The following is a 17553-nucleotide window of genomic DNA, read 5'->3' on the forward strand; positions in this document are numbered from 1 at the left end:
TCCGGTTCCGGTTCACGCTCTCGACAGTCGAGGCGACCCGGCGACCATGAAAGGGACACCATGAAGGCAGGAATCCACCCCGATTACACAGCGACGACAGTCGTGTGTGGTTGCGGACATACTTTCGAGACCCGCAGCACCAACTCGGCGGAGCGCATCAACGTCGAGGTCTGCTCGCAGTGCCACCCGTTCTACACGGGCAAGCAGAAGATCCTCGACACCGGCGGCCGCGTGGCTCGCTTCGAGGCTCGCTACGGCAAGCGTGCCGGCAAGAAGGCCGACGCCGACAGCTAGCTCTTCCGCCGACGCCCGTTCCGAGATTCGTCTCGGGGCGGGCGTCGGTCGTTTCTGCACCATTGTTCGATGACATTCTTCGGTTCGACAGGAGAACCCCGTGGCTGCCTCCGCGACACCGTCCGCGATCGACGACATCCTCGCCGAGCACGCCGGACTCGAGCGCGACCTGTCCGATCCGTCGCTGCACGACGATCCGGCGGCGGCTCGCCGCGCAGGCAAGCGGTTCGCTCAGCTGGCCCCGATCATGAGTGTGTACTCCAAGCTCAGTGCCGCGCGCGACGATCTCGAGGCGGCCCGCGAGCTCGCTGCCGACGACGCGAGCTTCGCCGCCGAGATCCCGGCGCTCGAGGCGACCGTGGCCGAGCTCGACACCACCCTCACCGACCTGCTCGCGCCCCGTGATCCTCACGACGCCGACGACGTCGTGCTGGAGGTCAAGTCGGGTGAGGGCGGCGAGGAGTCCGCACTGTTCGCGTCCGATCTCGCTCGGATGTACGTCCGGTACGCCGAGCGCCACGGCTGGCGGGTCGAGATCCTCGACGCGAACGTCTCCGATCTGGGTGGGTACAAGGACGCGACGCTGTCCATCAAGGCGCGCACCGACACCGCCGACGGCGTGTGGTCCCGCTTCAAGTTCGAGGGCGGCGTGCATCGGGTGCAGCGTGTTCCCGTCACCGAGTCGCAGGGACGAGTACACACGTCGGCGGCCGGCGTCCTGATCTACCCGGAGCAGGACGAGGTCGAAGCTGTCCAGATCGACGAGACCGATCTGCGCATCGACGTCTACCGCTCGTCCGGCAAGGGTGGCCAGGGCGTCAACACCACCGACTCCGCGGTGCGCATCACGCACCTGCCCACGGGCATCGTCGTCACCTGTCAGAACGAACGCTCCCAGTTGCAGAACAAGGCGAGGGCGATGCAGGTGCTCGCCTCGCGGCTGCAGGCGGCGGCCGAGGAAGCGGCCGACAAGGAGGCCGCGGCCGGGCGTGCCAGCCAGGTGCGCACCGTCGACCGGTCCGAGCGCATCCGCACGTACAACTTCCCGGAGAATCGCATCACCGATCACCGCATCGGCTTCAAGTCGCACAATCTCGACGCGGTGCTGGACGGCGACATGGATGCTCTGCTCGACGCGCTCGCGGCCGCGGACAGGCAGGCGCGTCTCCAGGCCGAGTGACCCGGGTGCGATGCTGACGGACGTGAGTCGCGTTCCGTTACGTCTGGCCATCGTCGAGGCAACCCGCGTTCTGACCGAGGCCGGCGTCCCCAGCCCGCGGGTCGACGCCGAGTTGCTCGCCGCACATCTGCTGTCGGTTCCCCGCGGTCGGCTCGGCCTGACCCCGTTGGTCGAACCCGAGGTGGCCGAGGCCTACCGCGCCACCGTCGCGCAGCGTGCGAAGCGAATCCCGTTGCAGCACATCGTCGGAACGTCGTCACTGGGGGAGATCGACGTCGAGGTGGGCCCCGGAGTGTTCGTCCCCCGCCCGGAGACGGAGCTGTTGCTCGCCTGGGCGCTCGCCTTCCTGGAATCGGCCGGGCGCCATCCGCCCGTCGTTCTCGACCTGTGCACCGGGAGCGGCGCGCTCGCCCTAGCGATCGCACACGCGCGCCCGGACGCCGTGGTCCACGCGGTGGAGAAGGATCCGCACGCGTTGGCGTGGGCGCGGCGCAACGCCGACCTACGGGCGTCCGATGGCGACACCCCCGTGCATCTGCATCACGGTGACGTGACCGAGCGGACGCTGCTCACCGATCTCGACGGCACCGTCGACCTGGTCGTGGCGAACCCGCCCTACGTTCCGACGAGTGCCCGGCTCGACCCCGAGGTGATCGACCACGATCCGCACGTCGCGTTGTTCGGCGGCCCGGACGGGCTGTCCGTCATCGAGCCGATGATCGGATCCATCGCCCGGTGGTTGCGGATCGACGGGGGAGTGGGCATCGAGCACGACGACTCGCACGGGAACCGGGTGGTCGCCCTCCTGGAGGGGCGCGCCGTGTTCGGAGACGTGTCGCAGCACCGTGATCTCGCGGACCGTCCACGCTTCGTCGTCGCCCGTCGGCAGCGCCGGATCACCTAGGACGCGAGAGCGCGCCACCGCTGCGCGGGCGGACCACGCGCACAGTGGCAAGATGGGCCGGGTGTCCACCGTCTACGACTGCTCCGATTCCGCCTCTCGGGCGGCAGGTCTCGATGCCGCCAAGCGTGCGTTGTCGTCCGGCCGACTGGTCGTGATGCCCACCGACACCGTGTACGGGCTGGCCGCGGACGCCTTCGACAGCAGTGCCGTCACGGATCTGCTCCGCGCCAAGGGCCGCGGCCGTGACATGCCGGTGCCGGTGCTCGTCGGCTCCTGGCACACGATCGACGGCCTCGTGCTGGGAGTGCGGCAGGCGGCGCGTGATCTCATCCGCGCGTTCTGGCCCGGAGCGCTGAGTCTCGTCGTGCATCAGGCGCCGTCGCTCGCGTGGGACCTCGGCGATGCCCGCGGGACCGTCATGCTCCGTATGCCGCTGCATCCGGTGGCGCTCGAACTGCTGCGCGAGGTGGGACCCCTGGCAGTCTCCAGCGCGAACATCTCCGGCCGCCCGCCCGCCGTCACGGCGGAGGACGCCCGCGTACAGCTCGGCGGGTCGGCCGCCGTGTATCTCGACGGTGGTCCGGCCGAGCACGCGCTCGCATCGACGATCGTCGACCTGACGGGGGACACCCCGCGAATCCTCCGCGTCGGCGCGGTCTCGACGAGCGAGATCGCCGAGGTCCTCGGCGTGACCGCCGAGTCGCTCGTCGCCGGAAGCGCCTGACGTATGCCGCACTCGGCTCCGCCGCGGGAGTCACCGTGGTGACGGCCGTGCCCGCGCACGCGAGTGCGCTCCTGGCTCAGTCGGACGGGGGCGCCGGCGTCCCCATCCGCGAGCTTCTCCTCGTCATGCTCACCGCAGCAGTGGTCACGTTCCTGGTCACGGGAGCGGTCCGGCTCGGCGCCCTGCGTGTCGGCGCGGTGGCCGTCCCGCGTGAGCGAGACGTCCACGTCACCCCCACGCCCAGGCTCGGGGGTATCGGTATCTACCTGGGGCTGCTCGTCGCGCTGCTCTTCGCGCAGAAGCTGCCGGCGCTCACCCGAGGGTTCGAGTTCACCACGGATGTGCAGGCCGCCCTGGTCTCCGGGTTCATCATCATGGCCGTAGGTGTCGTCGACGACCGGTGGGGACTCGACGCACTGACCAAGTTCGCAGGTCAGGTCACCGCGGCGGGCGTTCTGGTGCTGATGGGCGTCAGCTGGTACCTGCTGTATCTGCCGTGGGGCGAGGGGTCGACGCTGATCCTGGACCAACTGCAGGCGGGTCTGGTGACGGTGCTCATCGCCGTGGTCATGATCAACGCGATGAACTTCATCGACGGTCTCGACGGCCTCGCCGCGGGCGTCGGGCTGATCGCCGCGGTGGCCATCTGTCTGTTCTCGGTCGGACTGCTGCACGAGCAGGGCGGAGACGTCAGTGCCTACCCGCCCGCGATGATCGCCGCGGCCCTCGCCGGCGCGTGCCTGGGATTCCTGCCGCACAACTTTCAGCCGGCGCGCATCTTCATGGGCGACTCGGGTTCCATGGTCATCGGCCTCATGCTCGCCACCGTCGCGACGAGTGCGTCCGGACGAATCGGCCTCAGCGCCTACGGCACGCGGGACCTTCTGGGTCTCCTGACGCCATTGCTGCTGGTGGGCGCGATCATGTTCATCCCGATCCTCGACCTACTGCTCGCCGTCGTGCGCCGCACGCGTGCCGGCCGCAGCCCCTTCAGCCCGGACAAGATGCACCTGCATCACCGGCTGCTGCAGATCGGCCACTCGCATCGCCGCGTGGTGCTGCTCATATACTTGTGGGTCGGTGTGCTCGCGTTCGGAGCGGTGGGCGCGTCGCTCTTCGATCGCCGCATCGTGGTGTTGCTGCTCGCCGGTGGACTCGTCTTCGCCCTGGTGGTCACCGCGGTGCCGTCGTTCCGGGATCCTGGCCGCCGGTAACCTGCGTGTCGTGACCTTCTCGCCCGCACCGATCCCGTCCTCCACCGCACCGCTCCGCGCCGCCGTCCGGTACGGCGTCCTCGCCCTCCTCGGCCTCGCCGTGGTCGCCGCGATCATCGCGATGCTCGTCGCCGGCCTCGAGGGTCTGTGGGGCGCGCTCCTCGGGTCCGCAGTCGGTGGTCTGTTCATCCTCGCCACCGCGGCATCCGTCCTGTTCTCGGCCAAACTGCCGCCGACCGCGGTCGGAGCCGTCCTGCTCGGCGGCTGGATCGTGAAGATGCTGATCGCGGTGATCGTGCTCGGAGTGCTGCGGGGGATGGACTTCTACAACCGTCCGACACTGGGCATCGTGGTGCTCGCGTCCCTGGTCATCGTCCTGGGTTCCGAGATGTACGGCATCTTCCGGCAGCGCGTTCCGTACGTCGATTCCCCCGTGGGCGACCCCGACTCGGACGTTCAGTAGTACGACATTTTGTAGTAGTGTCGTCCGCGGAGCGACCCCCGACACAACTCAGTGCGTTGTGTTGATAAAGTTCCTTTCGAGCGAGGGCTTACCGGGCGTAACGGACACATCGCGCCGCCCGGAACCGTCTTTGCAGGTGATCGACGTCACTGAACCTGTTTCTCGTAGTCCACGCCATGTGAGAGTGTGTACCGCGACGAAGCGTCCGTTTCGAGACGTCGCGTCACCGAGTCGACGAAGTCGCCGACACCCGACAGACGCGGGACCGTGAGCACGGTCCGACGCGGCTGACGACTACTCGAGCCGACCCGAGTCGACTTGTAGATCGTCCTAGCTCGATCGTGCCCGAATGCCATACGTCCGATCGAACCGTGGGTGTCCTTCGCCTGCGGCCGAACACGGGAGAGACCGCTGAGCGTCACCAACTTGGCCGCGGAGTTCCATCCGCCGTCACTGTCCGACTTTTTCCCACCGGCCATCCTGTTCGAGGGCACCCCGTTCGAGCTCGACCGGTTGATGCTCGTCCGCATCCTGATGACCGTCGTGCTGATCGCCTTCTTCGCACTGGCGATGCGCAGCCCGAAGATCGTGCCCCGCGGCATCCAGAACATCGGCGAGATCGCACTCGGTTTCGTGAAGGACCAGATCGCGAACGAGGTTCTCGGCAAGGAACAGGGCAGGCGCTTCCTGCCCGTCATCGCCACGATCTTCTTCGCCGTTCTCTTCCTGAACGTGTCGGGCATCATCCCGTTCATCAACATCTCGTCGAATGCCCGAGTGGGCATGCCGATCGTGCTGGCGGCCCTCGCGTACATCGTCTTCAACTACGTCGGCATCAAGAAGTACGGGTTCTTCAAGTACGTGAAGAGCAGCATCGTGGTTCCGGGTGTGCCGATCGCGATGCACGTGCTGCTGATCCCCATCGAGTTCATCTCGACCTTCATCCTGCGGCCGTTCACGCTGACCGTGCGACTCATGGCCAACATGCTCGCCGGCCACATCATGCTGGTGCTGTTCTTCAGCGCGACGCAGTTCTTCTTCTTCGAGGCCGCTGCGGGCATGAAGGTGTTCGGCATCTTCTCTCTCGTGGCCGGCTTCGGCTTCACCCTGTTCGAGATGCTCGTCATCTTCCTGCAGGCCTACGTGTTCGCGCTGCTGACGGCGGTCTACATCGACCTCGCCCTGCACGCCGACTCGCATTGACCATCCGAACCACCAGCCACCTGACAGAACCTGACCCGCTGCCGTCCGGTCGTGGGCAACAGAAAGGGAACGAATCACAATGAGCCTCAGCTACCTCGCGCAGGAAGCCCAGGAAATCACCGGCAGCGGCTACGGAGCCATCGGCTACGGCCTCGCGGCCATCGGCCCCGGCATCGGTGTGGGAATCGTGGTCGGTAAGGCCATCGAGGGCATCGCGCGTCAGCCCGAGCTCGCCGGCCAGATCCGCACCAACATGTTCCTCGGCATCGCGTTCACCGAGGCCCTCGCGCTGATCGGCCTCGTCGCCGGCTTCGTCTTCGCCTGACATCGCCATGACGACGCCAATCGCAGTCCTCGCAGCAGCGGAAGGAGGAGAGGACGTCAATCCTCTTCTCCCCGCCACCTACGACATCGTCTGGTCTGCGATCTGCATCGCCGTCATCGGGTTCTTCTTCTGGAAGTACGTTCTTCCTCGTTTCCAGAAGGTGCTCTCCGACCGGTCCGAGCAGATCGAGGGCGGGATCAAGCGTGCCGAAGAGGCGCAGGCCGAAGCCAAGGAGGCGCTCGAGCAGTACCGCGCCCAGTTGGCCGACGCACGCCAGGAAGCCGCCAAGATCCGCGAAGACGCACGCACCCAGGGTCAGCAGATCCTCGCGGAGATGAAGACCAGTGCACAGGCGGAGAGCGACCGCATCGTGGCCTCCGGTCACCAGCAGCTCGCGGCTCAGCGTCAGCAGATCGTCACCGAACTGCGTGCCGATCTCGGCCGTACGGCTGTCGAGCTGGCCGAGAAGGTCATCGGCGAGCAGCTGTCCGACGACGTCAAGCGTGCCGGCACGATCGATCGTTTCCTCGACGAACTCGATTCTGTCGGCGCAGATTCCGCTAGCGGGAAGTGAGCACCATGTACGCAGCGAGTCGTGAAGCCCTCGCCGAGGCCCGCACCGTCCTGACGGCCGAGCTCGATACTGCATCGGATGCGACATCGGCTGCCGCCGGCGCCGGATCCGATCTCTTCGGGGTCGTGTCGGTGCTCGACGGACAGCGTCCACTGCGCGCCGCACTCGCGGATGCGTCGGCTGCTCCGGACGCGCGACGCGCGCTCGCGGGCCGCCTGTTCGACGGCAAGATCGGTGCAGCGGCCACCGCCGCACTGCAGGCCGCCGTCGCACAGAACTGGTCGTCGGCCCGTGACCTCACCGACTCGCTCGTACTCCTGGGCCGTGAGGCACTCCTGCGCGCGGCGCAGGACCAGGATCAGTTGGGCACCGTGGAGGACGAGCTGTTCCGTCTCGGCCGGATCATCGCCGGCGATCCTGCCCTCGAGCAGGCGCTGTCCGATCGAAGCAAGCCCGCCGAGGCGTCGGGATCGCTCCTGTCGACCTTGCTCTACGGCAAGGTCACCGCGATCACCGAGGCCCTGGCAGTTCAGGCCGTCGGCCGGCTGAAGGGTGCTGCACCGGCATCCGTGTTCGGCGATCTGTCCGCACTCGCGGCCACTCGTCGTGACAAGGAGGTCGCTCACGTCCGCAGCAGCACCGAGCTGAGCGACGATCAGATCTCTCGGCTCACGTCCAGGCTGGAAGGTATCTACGGCAAGTCCGTGACCGTCCACGTGGAGGTGGACCGGGAACTGCTGAGCGGACTGGTCGTCCGTGTCGGCGACGAGGTCATCGACGGCAGTGGTGCGGGTCGTCTCGCCTCTTTGAGGAAGTCGCTCCGGTGAACGGTACGCATCGCAGCACCCGAGTTCTGTAGCAAGCACAGTTCGGTAACAAGCCCCACCCCGCGTTTCGGACGTCGACCGCACAGCCGGTCCGGCCACGAAACACCAGACAGTGAGAGCAGGAAAACATGGCGGAGTTGACGATCTCCTCCGACGAGATCCGTAGCGCGATCGAGAGCTACACAGCGAACTACGCACCGGAGTCCTCTCGTGAAGAGGTCGGTCTGGTGTCCGACACGAGCGATGGAATCGCTCACGTGACGGGACTCCCGTCCGCGATGTCGAACGAGCTGCTGGAATTCCCCGGCGGCATCCTCGGCGTGGCCCTGAACCTGGACGATCGCGAGATCGGCGCCGTCATCCTCGGTGACTACCAGGACATCGAAGAAGGCCAGGAAGTCAAGCGCACCGGCGAGGTCCTCTCGGTCCCCGTCGGCGACAACTTCCTCGGTCGCGTCATCGACCCGCTGGGCAAGCCCATCGACGGTCTCGGTGACATCGAGTCGAACGAACAGCGTGTCTTGGAGCTCCAGGCGGCATCGGTGCTCGAGCGCCAGCCCGTCGAGGAGCCCCTCGCGACCGGCATCACCGCCATCGACGCCCTGACGGCCATCGGCCGCGGCCAGCGTCAGCTGATCATCGGCGACCGCAAGACGGGCAAGACCGCCGTCTGCGTCGACGCCATCATCAACCAGAAGGCCAACTGGGAGTCCGGCGACGCCGACAAGCAGGTGCGCTGCATCTATGTCGCCATCGGACAGAAGGGTTCGACCATCGCGGGCGTCAAGTCCGCTCTGGACGAGCACGGCGCCATGGAGTACACGACCATCGTCGCCGCTCCCGCGTCCGACTCGGCCGGTTTCAAGTGGCTCGCCCCGTACACCGGTTCGGCCCTCGGCCAGCACTGGATGTACCAGGGCAAGCACGTCCTCATCGTGTTCGACGACCTGACCAAGCAGGCCGAGGCGTACCGCACCATCTCGCTGCTGCTGCGTCGCCCGCCGGGTCGCGAGGCGTACCCCGGTGACGTCTTCTACCTGCACTCCCGTCTGCTCGAGCGGTGCGCGAAGCTGTCCGACGAGCTCGGTGGCGGTTCGATGACGGGCCTGCCGCTGATCGAGACCAAGGCCAACGACATCTCGGCCTTCATCCCGACCAACGTCATCTCCATCACCGACGGCCAGGTCTTCCTCGAGTCGGACCTCTTCAACAAGGGTGTCCGTCCCGCCATCAACGTCGGTACCTCGGTGTCGCGAGTCGGTGGCGCCGCGCAGACCAAGGGTCTGAAGAAGGTCGCCGGATCGCTCCGTCTGGAGATGGCCCAGTTCCGTGAGCTGGAGGCGTTCTCCGCGTTCGCGTCCGACCTCGACGCCGCGTCCAAGGCGCAGCTCGAGCGCGGTGCCCGCTGGGTCGAGCTGCTCAAGCAGGACCAGTACACCCCGGTGTCCGTCGAGGACCAGATCGTCTCGATCTACCTGGTCGACGCCGGCTACTACGACACGGTCCCGGTCGAGGACGTTCGTCGCTTCAACCGGGAGCTTCTCGAGGATCTGCACCGCAACGCGTCGAGCGCCTTCGAGGCGATCTCCGGCGGCAAGGTTCTCAAGGACGAGTCCGCCGACGCGATCACGAAGGCGACCGACGAGTTCAAGCAGGGCTTCCTGACGTCCTCGGGCGACCGGATCGTCAACGAGGCAGAGGCCGACGCGCTCGACAAGGGTGACGTCGACCAGGAGAAGGTCACCGTCACTCGCAAGACTGTCAGCAAGTGATGAGCGGACCCGTGGCACGTCGAACAGGGAGTGAGGTGACAGATGCCCAGCATTCGTGAGCTGCGCTCCCGGATCAGGTCGACCAACTCGATCAAGAAGATCACCAAGGCGCAGGAACTGATCGCGACCTCGCGCATCACCAAGGCGCAGGCCCGCGTCGAGGCGTCGAAGCCGTACGCCACCGAGATCACCAAGGTGCTCTCGGCGTTGGCCAGTGCCTCGGGTTCGCTGGACCATCCGCTTCTCACCGAGCGTGCGGAGCCCAAGCGGGCCGCCGTGCTCGTCGTGACCAGCGACTCGGGCCAGTGTGGTGGCTACAACTCCAACATCCTGCGTGAGGCGGAGGAGCTCCAGCAGCTCCTGAAGTCCGAGGGCAAGGAGCCGGTCATCTACGTCTTGGGCCGAAAGGGTCTGACGTACTACACGTTCCGCGATCGCGACGTCAAGGGTGCGTGGACGGGCTTCTCGCAGCAGCCGGCCTACACCGATGCCGCCAAGGCCGCGAAGCACCTCGTCGAGCTGTTCATGGCGGGGTCCGGCGACGAGATCGAGGCACCGAACGGCGAAGGCACGGTCGAGGGTGTGGACGAGCTCCACATCGTCTACACCACCTTCGTGTCGATGTTGTCGCTCAAGCCGACGGTGCGCCGCATGGCTCCTCTGGAGATCGACTACGACGACGAGGAGATCGAACTGGGCGCAGACATGCTCAGCGACTCCCCGTCGTCGAAGGAGGTCACCGCGCAGTACGACTTCGAGCCGGAGGCGGACACGCTGTTGTCCGCGCTGCTCCCGAAGTACGTGAGCACCCGCATCTACGCCGCACTGCTCGACGCGGCGGCATCCGAGTCGGCCGCTCGTCGCACCGCGATGAAGGCCGCCACGGACAATGCCAACGATCTGGTCAATGCCCTGTCACGCCAGGCCAACCAGGCACGCCAGGCTCAGATCACCCAGGAAATCAGCGAGATCGTCGGCGGCGTCGACGCGCTTGCCGCGAGCTCAGGAAGAGACTGAACATGACCGCAGCAGTAACCGATAGCACGGGTTCCGGCGCCAAGTCGTCCGAGAACGGGCGCGTCGTGCGCGTCATCGGTCCCGTCGTCGACATCGAGTTCCCCCGTGGATCCATCCCCGCGCTGTTCAACGCGCTGAACGCAGAGATCGAGCTGAAGGCCGTCGCCAAGACGCTGACGCTCGAGGTCGCCCAGCACCTCGGCGACAACCTCGTGCGCACCGTGTCGATGCAGCCCACCGACGGCCTCGTCCGTGGCACCCCCGTCGTCGACTCCGGCAAGCCGATCTCGGTTCCCGTCGGTGACGTCGTCAAGGGCCACGTGTTCAACGCCCTCGGTGACTGCCTCGACAGCCCCGGCCTCGGCCGCGACGGCGAGCAGTGGGGCATCCACCGCAAGCCCCCGGCCTTCGACCAGCTCGAGGGCAAGACCGAGATCCTCGAGACCGGCATCAAGGTCATCGACCTCCTCACCCCGTACGTCAAGGGCGGAAAGATCGGTCTGTTCGGCGGCGCAGGCGTCGGCAAGACCGTGCTCATCCAGGAGATGATCACCCGTATCGCGCGTGAGTTCTCCGGCACGTCGGTGTTCGCCGGCGTCGGTGAGCGCACGCGTGAGGGCACCGACCTCCACCTCGAGATGGAGGAGATGGGCGTTCTGCAGGACACCGCCCTGGTGTTCGGTCAGATGGACGAGCCGCCGGGCACGCGTATGCGCGTCGCTCTCTCGGCTCTCACCATGGCCGAGTACTTCCGCGACGTGCAGAACCAGGACGTGTTGCTCTTCATCGACAACATCTTCCGGTTCACGCAGGCAGGCTCCGAGGTCTCCACGCTCCTCGGCCGCATGCCGTCCGCCGTGGGCTACCAGCCCACCCTCGCCGACGAGATGGGTGAGCTCCAGGAGCGCATCACCTCGACGCGTGGTCGTTCCATCACGTCTCTGCAGGCCATCTACGTGCCCGCCGACGACTACACCGACCCCGCACCGGCGACGACCTTCGCCCACCTCGATGCCACCACCGAGCTGTCGCGTCCGATCTCGCAGAAGGGCATCTACCCCGCTGTCGATCCGCTGACGTCCACCTCGCGCATCCTGGAGGCGTCGATCGTCGGAGACGAGCACTTCCGCGTCGCCAACGAGGTCAAGCGCATCCTGCAGAAGTACAAGGAGCTGCAGGACATCATCGCCATCCTCGGTATGGACGAGCTGTCCGAGGAGGACAAGGTCACGGTCTCCCGTGCCCGTCGTCTGGAGAAGTTCCTCGGCCAGAACTTCATCGTCGCCGAGAAGTTCACCGGTGAAGAGGGCTCGGTCGTGTCGCTGGCCGACACCATCGAGGCGTTCGACAAGGTCACCAAGGGCGAGTACGACCACCTTCCCGAGCAGGCCTTCAACAGCTGCGGTGGACTCGACGACGTCGAGGCCGCAGCCAAGAAGATCTCCGGAAAGTAGTCCGAGATGGCTGAGATGGACGTCGAACTGGTCGCAGTCGAGGAGCGCCTGTGGTCGGGAACGGCCACGCTGGTCAGTGCTCAGACCACCGAGGGCGAGATCGGCATCATGGCCGGACACGAGCCGGTTCTCGGTCAGCTGATCGAGGGCGGCACCGTGGCCATCACGACGGGCGACGGTGAACGGCGCGTCGCCGCCGTGCACGGTGGTTTCCTGTCGGTCACCGGCCGGACGGTCACCATCCTCGCCGAGTCCGCCGAGTTCGCGGAGGACATCGACGTGGAGGCTGCACGATCCGTGCTGTCCGAGGGCTCCGACGACGAGGAGGCGCTCGCGATCGCACGCGGGCGTGTTCGCGCGGTCGAGCGGGCCTAGGTACACGAGAAGAAGCCGCGGCGGGTTCCGAAGAGATGACGTCCTGGATGACAGTGCTTGTCGTTCTGGTCGTGCTGCTCGGAGGGCTCGCCGCGGCTTTTCTGTATCGACTGGTGCTGCTCCGCCGCGGAGGCACCGCCGTCATCCTGCGGAGTCTTCCCGCCACGGCGGGGAGCGGGTGGCGCCACGGCATCGTCCGCTACGGCGAGAACGTGCTCGTGTTCTACAAGTTGTCGAGTCTGCGCCCGGGCCCGGACCGACGCATGGTCCGTCAGACCCTGGTCCAGGGCGAGCGGCGCAGTCCCGAGAGTTCCGAGTTCGACATCATGAGTGACGAGACCGCCATCGTCGAACTCGACGCCGGGGACCGCCGCTACGAGATCGCCATGGAGCGCGGCCCGTTCACCGCGTTCACGTCGTGGCTCGAGTCGAGGCCGTCCGATCGGTCGCAGCGCAACATGCCGGGCAGCGGCCCGGCCTGACACCTCGGCTGTTCGGGCGTCTGGTCAGTCGCGCGAACGCTCGCCGCCCGGCTTCCACAGGACGTCGCCGTCCGGGTTGGTGACCCGTCCGAGAATGAACAGAAGATCGGACAGCCGGTTGAGATAGGTCGCCGGCAGCGGTCCCGTCGTCTCGGGATGCGCCTCGACTGCGGCCCACGCGGCCCGCTCCGCCCGTCGGGCGACCGTGCGCGCCTGGTGCAGGAACGCGGACGCTGCGGTTCCGCCCGGGAGTACGAAGGACGTCAGCGGCGCGAGGGTGTCGTTGAACTCGTCGCACCACGTCTCCAGCCGAGTGACGTACTCCGGCGTGACGCGCAGCGGTGGGTACTTCGGGTTCTCCTGGATCGGGGTCGAGAGGTCGGCTCCGGCATCGAACAGATCGTTCTGGATCCGGCGCAGCACCGTCGCCACGCCCGCGGGCGGTGATCCGACGGCCAGCACCAGCCCCAGGGCGGCGTTCAGCTCGTCGCACTCCGCGTAGGCCACGACCCTCGGGTCGTTCTTGGAGACGCGGGAGAAGTCGCTGAGACCCGTGGTGCCGTCGTCGCCGGTACGGGTGTAGATCGAGGTCAGGTGAACCGCCATGGATCAACCCTACTGGCAGTCGGCCGATGCTCTGATCGACCACCGATGCCTCTACTGTTGACGTCGTGAGTGAACGTTTCCTGGTCACCGGCGGTAGTCGTCTCTCCGGCGATGTGTCGGTCGGTGGGGCGAAGAACAGCGTGCTGAAGTTGATGGCTGCGGCGCTGCTCGCCGAGGGCACGACCACCATCACCAACTGCCCCGACATTCTCGACGTCCCCCTCATGGCCGACGTGCTTCGTGGCCTGGGATGCGATGTCGAGCTCGAGGGGGACGCCGTGCGCATCACCACCCCGGCAGAGCCCAAATATCACGCCGACTTCGCGGCGGTACGCCAGTTCCGTGCGTCGGTGTGTGTCCTGGGACCGCTGGTCGCGCGGTGTCGCAAGGCCGTGGTGGCCCTGCCCGGCGGCGACGCCATCGGCTCGCGTCCGCTCGACATGCACCAGTCGGGTCTCCGGCTGCTCGGGGCGCACAGCGAGATCGAGCACGGGTGTGTGGTCGCGACAGCGGAGAAGCTGCACGGCGCGACGATCCGGCTCGCCTTCCCGTCCGTGGGCGCGACCGAGAACATTCTGATGGCGGCAGTTCTGGCCGATGGCGAGACCGTGATCGACAACGCCGCTCGCGAGCCGGACATCGCCGATCTGTGCGCGATGCTCAACAAGATGGGCGCTCGCGTCGAGGGCGCCGGCACCCCCACACTGACCATCATCGGTGTCCCCAGCCTGCGGCCCACCGAACACCGCGTCATCGGCGATCGCATCGTGGCAGCGACCTGGGGCATCGCGGCGGCGATGACGTGTGGCGACGTCACGGTGTCGGGGGTCAATCCGAAACACCTCACGCTCGTGCTCGACAAACTCAAGGCAGCCGGTAGCACCGTCACCCTGCGCCCGGACGGATTTCGCGTCGTGCAGGAGGAACGTCCGGTGGCCGTCAACTTCGCCACGCTCCCGTTCCCCGGGTTCCCGACGGACCTGCAGCCCATGGCGATCGGTCTCGCCTCGGTGGCCAACGGCACGTCGATGATCACCGAGAACGTCTTCGAGGCCCGGTTCCGTTTCGTCGAGGAGATGATCCGACTCGGTGCCGACGCGCGAACGGACGGCCACCACGCGGTGGTCCGCGGAGTGTCGCGGCTGTCGAGTGCACCGGTCTGGTCCTCGGACATCCGCGCGGGCGCCGGTCTGGTGCTCGCCGGCCTCGTGGCCGACGGCACCACCGAGGTGCACGACGTCTATCACATCGACCGCGGCTACCCGCGGTTCGTCGAGCAGCTGCAGGATCTCGGCGGAGACATCGAACGCGTGCAGTGACGCTCGCGCCGCTGCGCGTCAGTCGCGGTGGCGTCGGAGTTCGTCGACCAGAACGGTGAGCGCCGTTCGGAGCTCCGAACCGGTCAGTCGGCCGTAGCCGATCACCAACCCGCCCACGTCGGTGTGCGATCGAGTGGACAGCGCGACGGTCGGGACCTCGATTCCGCGGTGTGCTGCGCCGCGGGCGACCGCCTCCGCTCGTCCCGGTGACAGGACGAGGGTGGTGTGCATTCCCGCGCCCAGGCCACGGAGTTCACCGAACGGTGACAACGACTCCCGCACTGCCGCATCACGATCACGGTAGCGCCGCCGCGCCGCTCGCACCGTGCGATCCCACTCGCCGTCGTCGAGCAGTGACACCATCGCCGAGCACAGGGGTGTCGACGGGAAGTCGCCCGTGGCCAGGCGGTGGTCGAGCACCGGCCGGACGAGGTGTGCCGGCAGCACCATCCACCCGAGTCGCACGCCTGCGCCCAGGGTCTTGGCGATGGTGCCGAGGTAGACGACGCGATCCGGATCCAGGTGCGCCAACGCGGGGAGCGGCGCGACGTCGTAGCGGTACTCGGAGTCGTAGTCGTCCTCGATGACGACGGTGTCGGTGCTCCGCGCATGGGTGATGAGTGCAGCACGGCGTCCCACGTCGAGGGTCCCGCCGGTGGGGTACTGGTGAGACGGTGTCACGTACACGGCGCGTGTCGTCTCGGGCGTGGACGCGAGCGTGTCGACCCTCATGCCGCCGGCGTCCACGGGAACGTCGTACAGGTCCCAGCCCATCGCGATCGCCGCCGACGCCGCAGTCCGATATCCCGGATCCTCCATCGCCAGAACAGGTCTCGGTTCCGGACGGTCCGCGCCTATCGCCGCGAGTGCCAGAGTCAGCCCATGGGTGGCACCCGTCGTCACGACCACGCGATCGGGATCGACGCTCATTCCGCGCGCACGGCCGAGCAGCGAACACACGCTGCGGCGAAGACGGACGGGCCCCGCCGGATCGGGGTAACCAGGGGGAGCGGGCTCCGTGCCGGCGATGCGCCACGCCCGCCGCCATGCCGCGGTCGCCGAGGGCGGTGTCCAGGGGATGCCCGGTCGAAGCGCGAGCGTGGGGGGAGCGCTGTCCGCCTCTGCGTGGGGACGCGCGTCAGACACGGCGGCGGTGGTCGGTGTGACGGAGCGCAGGTCGGGGGAGACGAACGTGCCGGATCCGGCGCGGCCCTCGATCCATCCCTCTGCTGCGAGCTGGTCGAAGGCCTGATCGGCGACGCCGCGGGAGACCGACAGCTCTGCGGCCAGCGATCGGGTCGACGGGAGACGATCTCCGGCGACCAGAAGTCCGTCGACGATGGCGGTGCGTAGTGCGTCGGCGATCTGCAACGGGAGTGGACGCGTCGAGGATCGGTCCACGGAGAGTGGCAACGCGTGTGAGGCCATGCCGTCGATGCCTTCCCGCTGGTCGAAGTGGTCCAGCCAAACAGTATCGAAGTGGACCGTGACGGTGGACCACTTCGCCCCGCACACTGATTCGCATGACGATGCACGATGCCCATGGCCGGCGGCCCGACACCTCGTCGACGGCGACAGCTCTCTCTCCGACACCCCGAACGACGTTGCGACGCAACCGAGCTCGCGCTCGGGCGGATCGCGCTGCTCTGACGGACGTGCTCGACGCCGCACAGCTCTGTCACCTCGGAGTGGTGGTGCAGGGAAGTCCCCTCGTCGTTCCGACTGCGTTCGCCTACGACCTGGACGGTCCCGATGCCGAAGGGACGTTGTACCTCCACGGCTCGGTGGCCGCGACGACCCTGGGCGCTCCCGGTGACGTCTGCGTGAGCATCACGGTGCTGGACGGTCTGGTGCTGGCGCGCTCCGCGTTCCATCACTCGATGAACTACCGGAGTGCCGTGGTGCGGGGGACACCCCGTGTCGTGGACGACGAGGGCGAGCGCGCCGTCGCACTCGATCTCATCGTGAACAAGCTGGTCCCCGGCCGGACCGATGTAGTCAGGGCCAACACTCGCAAGGAGCTGGCCGCGACTCGCGTGGTGGCACTGCCGCTGTACGAGGCGTCGGTGAAGACACGGTCGGGCGGACCGAACGACGACGAGGGGGACATCGCCGCCGGGGGAGTGTGGGCCGGCGTCCTCCCGTTGACGACGCAGGTCGGCGAACCCGTTCCGGCGCCCGATCTGGACGAGATCGGCGCGGAATCCCCTCCGATGTGAGCGGCGTCATAGTCGGGCTGTCGCTCCAGGGTGAGCGGGCGCGGGCCCCGATATACGCGCTGAGCTGGGCCGACGCCGCGTAGACCGAGGGGCACCTGCCGATTTGCATGGAGCGGTCCGCAGGCGTAACTTTCTTCGAGTCAGAGCGACACGGACACCGACCGAAGGCCTTACGGGGCTGGGCGAACGAGGTGGGACGGAGTCGCATGACCGATCGGACAGAAAAGGTTCGTCTGCACCTCGTGTAGGCTGAGCGTACAGTCCACTTTCCTGATCTACGTGGTGCCTGGTGTTTGACTCGGGTGTCGCGGTGTGGTTAGGCTGGAACGGTTGCCCCGGATCCTCCCGCTTCGTGTGGGTGGTGGTGGTGTGTGCGTGTTCTTTGAGAACTCAACAGTGTGTCGATGAATGTCAGTGCCAATATTTTGTTTTGGTTTGCTGGTTCTTCTCCTTCTTCCCGTCGGGGAGGGACCAGTTCTTTTTTGTCAGCAATGGAGTTATTGCTGGCGTGAGTTTTATTGCTGGATTTGGCTCTCTAGTTTTCATTGGCTCTTGGTTTCTAGCCGGGGGTTGATAAGAGTCTTCAACGGAGAGTTTGATC

The 17553-nt window shown here is 66.9% G+C and carries 20 protein-coding genes; 17 read left to right on the plus strand and 3 right to left on the minus strand.

Annotated elements, in window-relative coordinates:
* Nucleotides 1-60 precede the first annotated feature (60 nt).
* The 15 genes from rpmE (at nucleotide 61) to HQ325_RS16330 (ending at nucleotide 12808) form a co-directional block, all read left to right on the plus strand.
* A complete protein-coding gene (gene rpmE / locus HQ325_RS16260; RefSeq protein ID WP_027507227.1) occupies nucleotides 61-294 on the plus strand; it encodes a 50S ribosomal protein L31 in 234 nt (77 codons plus the stop codon).
* Between the two features lie 100 nt (nucleotides 295-394).
* On the plus strand, nucleotides 395-1474 hold the full coding sequence (gene prfA, locus HQ325_RS16265) for a peptide chain release factor 1 (RefSeq protein WP_204868638.1): 1080 nt from the start codon (nucleotides 395-397) through the stop codon (nucleotides 1472-1474).
* 22 nt (nucleotides 1475-1496) lie between these two features.
* The gene (prmC, locus tag HQ325_RS16270) at nucleotides 1497-2378 is read left to right on the plus strand and encodes a peptide chain release factor N(5)-glutamine methyltransferase (RefSeq protein WP_222630906.1); all 882 of its coding nucleotides are present in this window, start codon (nucleotides 1497-1499) and stop codon (nucleotides 2376-2378) included.
* A gap of 61 nt (nucleotides 2379-2439) precedes the next feature.
* Entirely contained in the window at nucleotides 2440-3102 is a 663-nt protein-coding gene (locus HQ325_RS16275) for an L-threonylcarbamoyladenylate synthase (protein WP_027507224.1), read from the plus strand.
* A 125-nt stretch (nucleotides 3103-3227) separates the two neighbouring features.
* Entirely contained in the window at nucleotides 3228-4316 is a 1089-nt protein-coding gene (locus HQ325_RS16280; RefSeq protein ID WP_222631158.1) for a glycosyltransferase family 4 protein, read from the plus strand.
* A 1-nt stretch (nucleotide 4317) separates the two neighbouring features.
* Nucleotides 4318-4779, plus strand: coding sequence for a hypothetical protein (locus HQ325_RS16285; protein ID WP_222631159.1), 462 nt, complete (start codon nucleotides 4318-4320; stop codon nucleotides 4777-4779).
* Nucleotides 4780-5256: 477 nt separating this feature from the next.
* On the plus strand, nucleotides 5257-5982 hold the full coding sequence (gene atpB / locus HQ325_RS16290) for a F0F1 ATP synthase subunit A (protein ID WP_374107225.1): 726 nt from the start codon (nucleotides 5257-5259) through the stop codon (nucleotides 5980-5982).
* A 79-nt stretch (nucleotides 5983-6061) separates the two neighbouring features.
* Nucleotides 6062-6307: an ATP synthase F0 subunit C gene (locus HQ325_RS16295; protein WP_204868635.1), complete on the plus strand. Its 246-nt coding sequence runs from the start codon at nucleotides 6062-6064 to the stop codon at nucleotides 6305-6307.
* Nucleotides 6308-6314: 7 nt separating this feature from the next.
* On the plus strand, nucleotides 6315-6881 hold the full coding sequence (locus HQ325_RS16300; protein WP_204868634.1) for a F0F1 ATP synthase subunit B: 567 nt from the start codon (nucleotides 6315-6317) through the stop codon (nucleotides 6879-6881).
* The gene (locus HQ325_RS16305) at nucleotides 6878-7708 is read left to right on the plus strand and encodes a F0F1 ATP synthase subunit delta (RefSeq protein ID WP_222630910.1); all 831 of its coding nucleotides are present in this window, start codon (nucleotides 6878-6880) and stop codon (nucleotides 7706-7708) included. Before HQ325_RS16300 ends, HQ325_RS16305 begins: the two co-directional genes overlap by 4 nt.
* A 128-nt stretch (nucleotides 7709-7836) precedes the next feature.
* The gene (gene atpA / locus HQ325_RS16310) at nucleotides 7837-9480 is read left to right on the plus strand and encodes a F0F1 ATP synthase subunit alpha (RefSeq protein ID WP_222630912.1); all 1644 of its coding nucleotides are present in this window, start codon (nucleotides 7837-7839) and stop codon (nucleotides 9478-9480) included.
* Between the two features lie 42 nt (nucleotides 9481-9522).
* Nucleotides 9523-10497 (plus strand): F0F1 ATP synthase subunit gamma, encoded by a 975-nt coding sequence (locus HQ325_RS16315; RefSeq protein ID WP_222630914.1) that lies wholly within the window; start codon nucleotides 9523-9525, stop codon nucleotides 10495-10497.
* A gap of 2 nt (nucleotides 10498-10499) precedes the next feature.
* Complete coding sequence (gene atpD / locus HQ325_RS16320; protein WP_027507215.1) at nucleotides 10500-11951, plus strand: F0F1 ATP synthase subunit beta; 1452 nt, start codon at nucleotides 10500-10502, stop codon at nucleotides 11949-11951.
* 6 nt (nucleotides 11952-11957) lie between these two features.
* Nucleotides 11958-12326, plus strand: coding sequence for a F0F1 ATP synthase subunit epsilon (locus HQ325_RS16325; RefSeq protein ID WP_027507214.1), 369 nt, complete (start codon nucleotides 11958-11960; stop codon nucleotides 12324-12326).
* 47 nt (nucleotides 12327-12373) lie between these two features.
* Nucleotides 12374-12808 (plus strand): DUF2550 domain-containing protein, encoded by a 435-nt coding sequence (locus HQ325_RS16330; RefSeq protein WP_261778139.1) that lies wholly within the window; start codon nucleotides 12374-12376, stop codon nucleotides 12806-12808.
* A gap of 24 nt (nucleotides 12809-12832) precedes the next feature.
* Here HQ325_RS16330 and HQ325_RS16335 read toward each other — a convergent pair whose 3' ends face one another.
* A complete protein-coding gene (locus tag HQ325_RS16335; RefSeq protein ID WP_222630918.1) occupies nucleotides 12833-13414 on the minus strand; it encodes a cob(I)yrinic acid a,c-diamide adenosyltransferase in 582 nt (193 codons plus the stop codon).
* 65 nt (nucleotides 13415-13479) lie between these two features.
* Here HQ325_RS16335 and murA point away from each other — a divergent pair, with 65 nt between their 5' ends.
* Complete coding sequence (murA, locus tag HQ325_RS16340; RefSeq protein ID WP_222630920.1) at nucleotides 13480-14733, plus strand: UDP-N-acetylglucosamine 1-carboxyvinyltransferase; 1254 nt, start codon at nucleotides 13480-13482, stop codon at nucleotides 14731-14733.
* A gap of 18 nt (nucleotides 14734-14751) precedes the next feature.
* Here murA and HQ325_RS16345 read toward each other — a convergent pair whose 3' ends face one another.
* The gene (locus HQ325_RS16345; protein WP_222630922.1) at nucleotides 14752-16161 is read right to left on the minus strand and encodes a PLP-dependent aminotransferase family protein; all 1410 of its coding nucleotides are present in this window, start codon (nucleotides 16159-16161) and stop codon (nucleotides 14752-14754) included.
* A 95-nt stretch (nucleotides 16162-16256) separates the two neighbouring features.
* Between HQ325_RS16345 and HQ325_RS16350 the strand changes: the two genes are divergently transcribed.
* Complete coding sequence (locus HQ325_RS16350; RefSeq protein ID WP_261778138.1) at nucleotides 16257-16952, plus strand: pyridoxamine 5'-phosphate oxidase family protein; 696 nt, start codon at nucleotides 16257-16259, stop codon at nucleotides 16950-16952.
* Between the two features lie 411 nt (nucleotides 16953-17363).
* Here the strand turns inward: HQ325_RS16350 and HQ325_RS16355 are convergent.
* The coding region (locus HQ325_RS16355; protein ID WP_222630923.1) for a hypothetical protein at nucleotides 17364-17553 on the minus strand (190 nt) is incomplete at its 5' end.

Source organism: Rhodococcus sp. BP-349 (assembly GCF_019835845.1).
In the GTDB taxonomy this organism is placed as follows: domain Bacteria; phylum Actinomycetota; class Actinomycetes; order Mycobacteriales; family Mycobacteriaceae; genus Rhodococcoides.

Excerpts from the sequence above, each read along its gene's own strand:
- HQ325_RS16330 (WP_261778139.1), top strand. The coding sequence starts at position 12,374 with ATGACAGTGCTTGTCGTTCTGGTCGTGCTGCTCGGAGGGCTCGCCGCG.
- HQ325_RS16300 (WP_204868634.1), top strand. The coding sequence starts at position 6,315 with ATGACGACGCCAATCGCAGTCCTCGCAGCAGCGGAAGGAGGAGAGGAC.
- rpmE (WP_027507227.1), top strand. The coding sequence starts at position 61 with ATGAAGGCAGGAATCCACCCCGATTACACAGCGACGACAGTCGTGTGT.
- atpA (WP_222630912.1), top strand. The coding sequence starts at position 7,837 with ATGGCGGAGTTGACGATCTCCTCCGACGAGATCCGTAGCGCGATCGAG.
- HQ325_RS16295 (WP_204868635.1), top strand. The coding sequence starts at position 6,062 with ATGAGCCTCAGCTACCTCGCGCAGGAAGCCCAGGAAATCACCGGCAGC.
- HQ325_RS16280 (WP_222631158.1), top strand. The coding sequence starts at position 3,228 with ATGCTCACCGCAGCAGTGGTCACGTTCCTGGTCACGGGAGCGGTCCGG.
- HQ325_RS16315 (WP_222630914.1), top strand. The coding sequence starts at position 9,523 with ATGCCCAGCATTCGTGAGCTGCGCTCCCGGATCAGGTCGACCAACTCG.
- HQ325_RS16350 (WP_261778138.1), top strand. The coding sequence starts at position 16,257 with ATGACGATGCACGATGCCCATGGCCGGCGGCCCGACACCTCGTCGACG.
- HQ325_RS16325 (WP_027507214.1), top strand. The coding sequence starts at position 11,958 with ATGGCTGAGATGGACGTCGAACTGGTCGCAGTCGAGGAGCGCCTGTGG.
- HQ325_RS16335 (WP_222630918.1), bottom strand. The coding sequence starts at position 13,414 with ATGGCGGTTCACCTGACCTCGATCTACACCCGTACCGGCGACGACGGC.
- atpD (WP_027507215.1), top strand. The coding sequence starts at position 10,500 with ATGACCGCAGCAGTAACCGATAGCACGGGTTCCGGCGCCAAGTCGTCC.
- HQ325_RS16345 (WP_222630922.1), bottom strand. The coding sequence starts at position 16,161 with ATGGCCTCACACGCGTTGCCACTCTCCGTGGACCGATCCTCGACGCGT.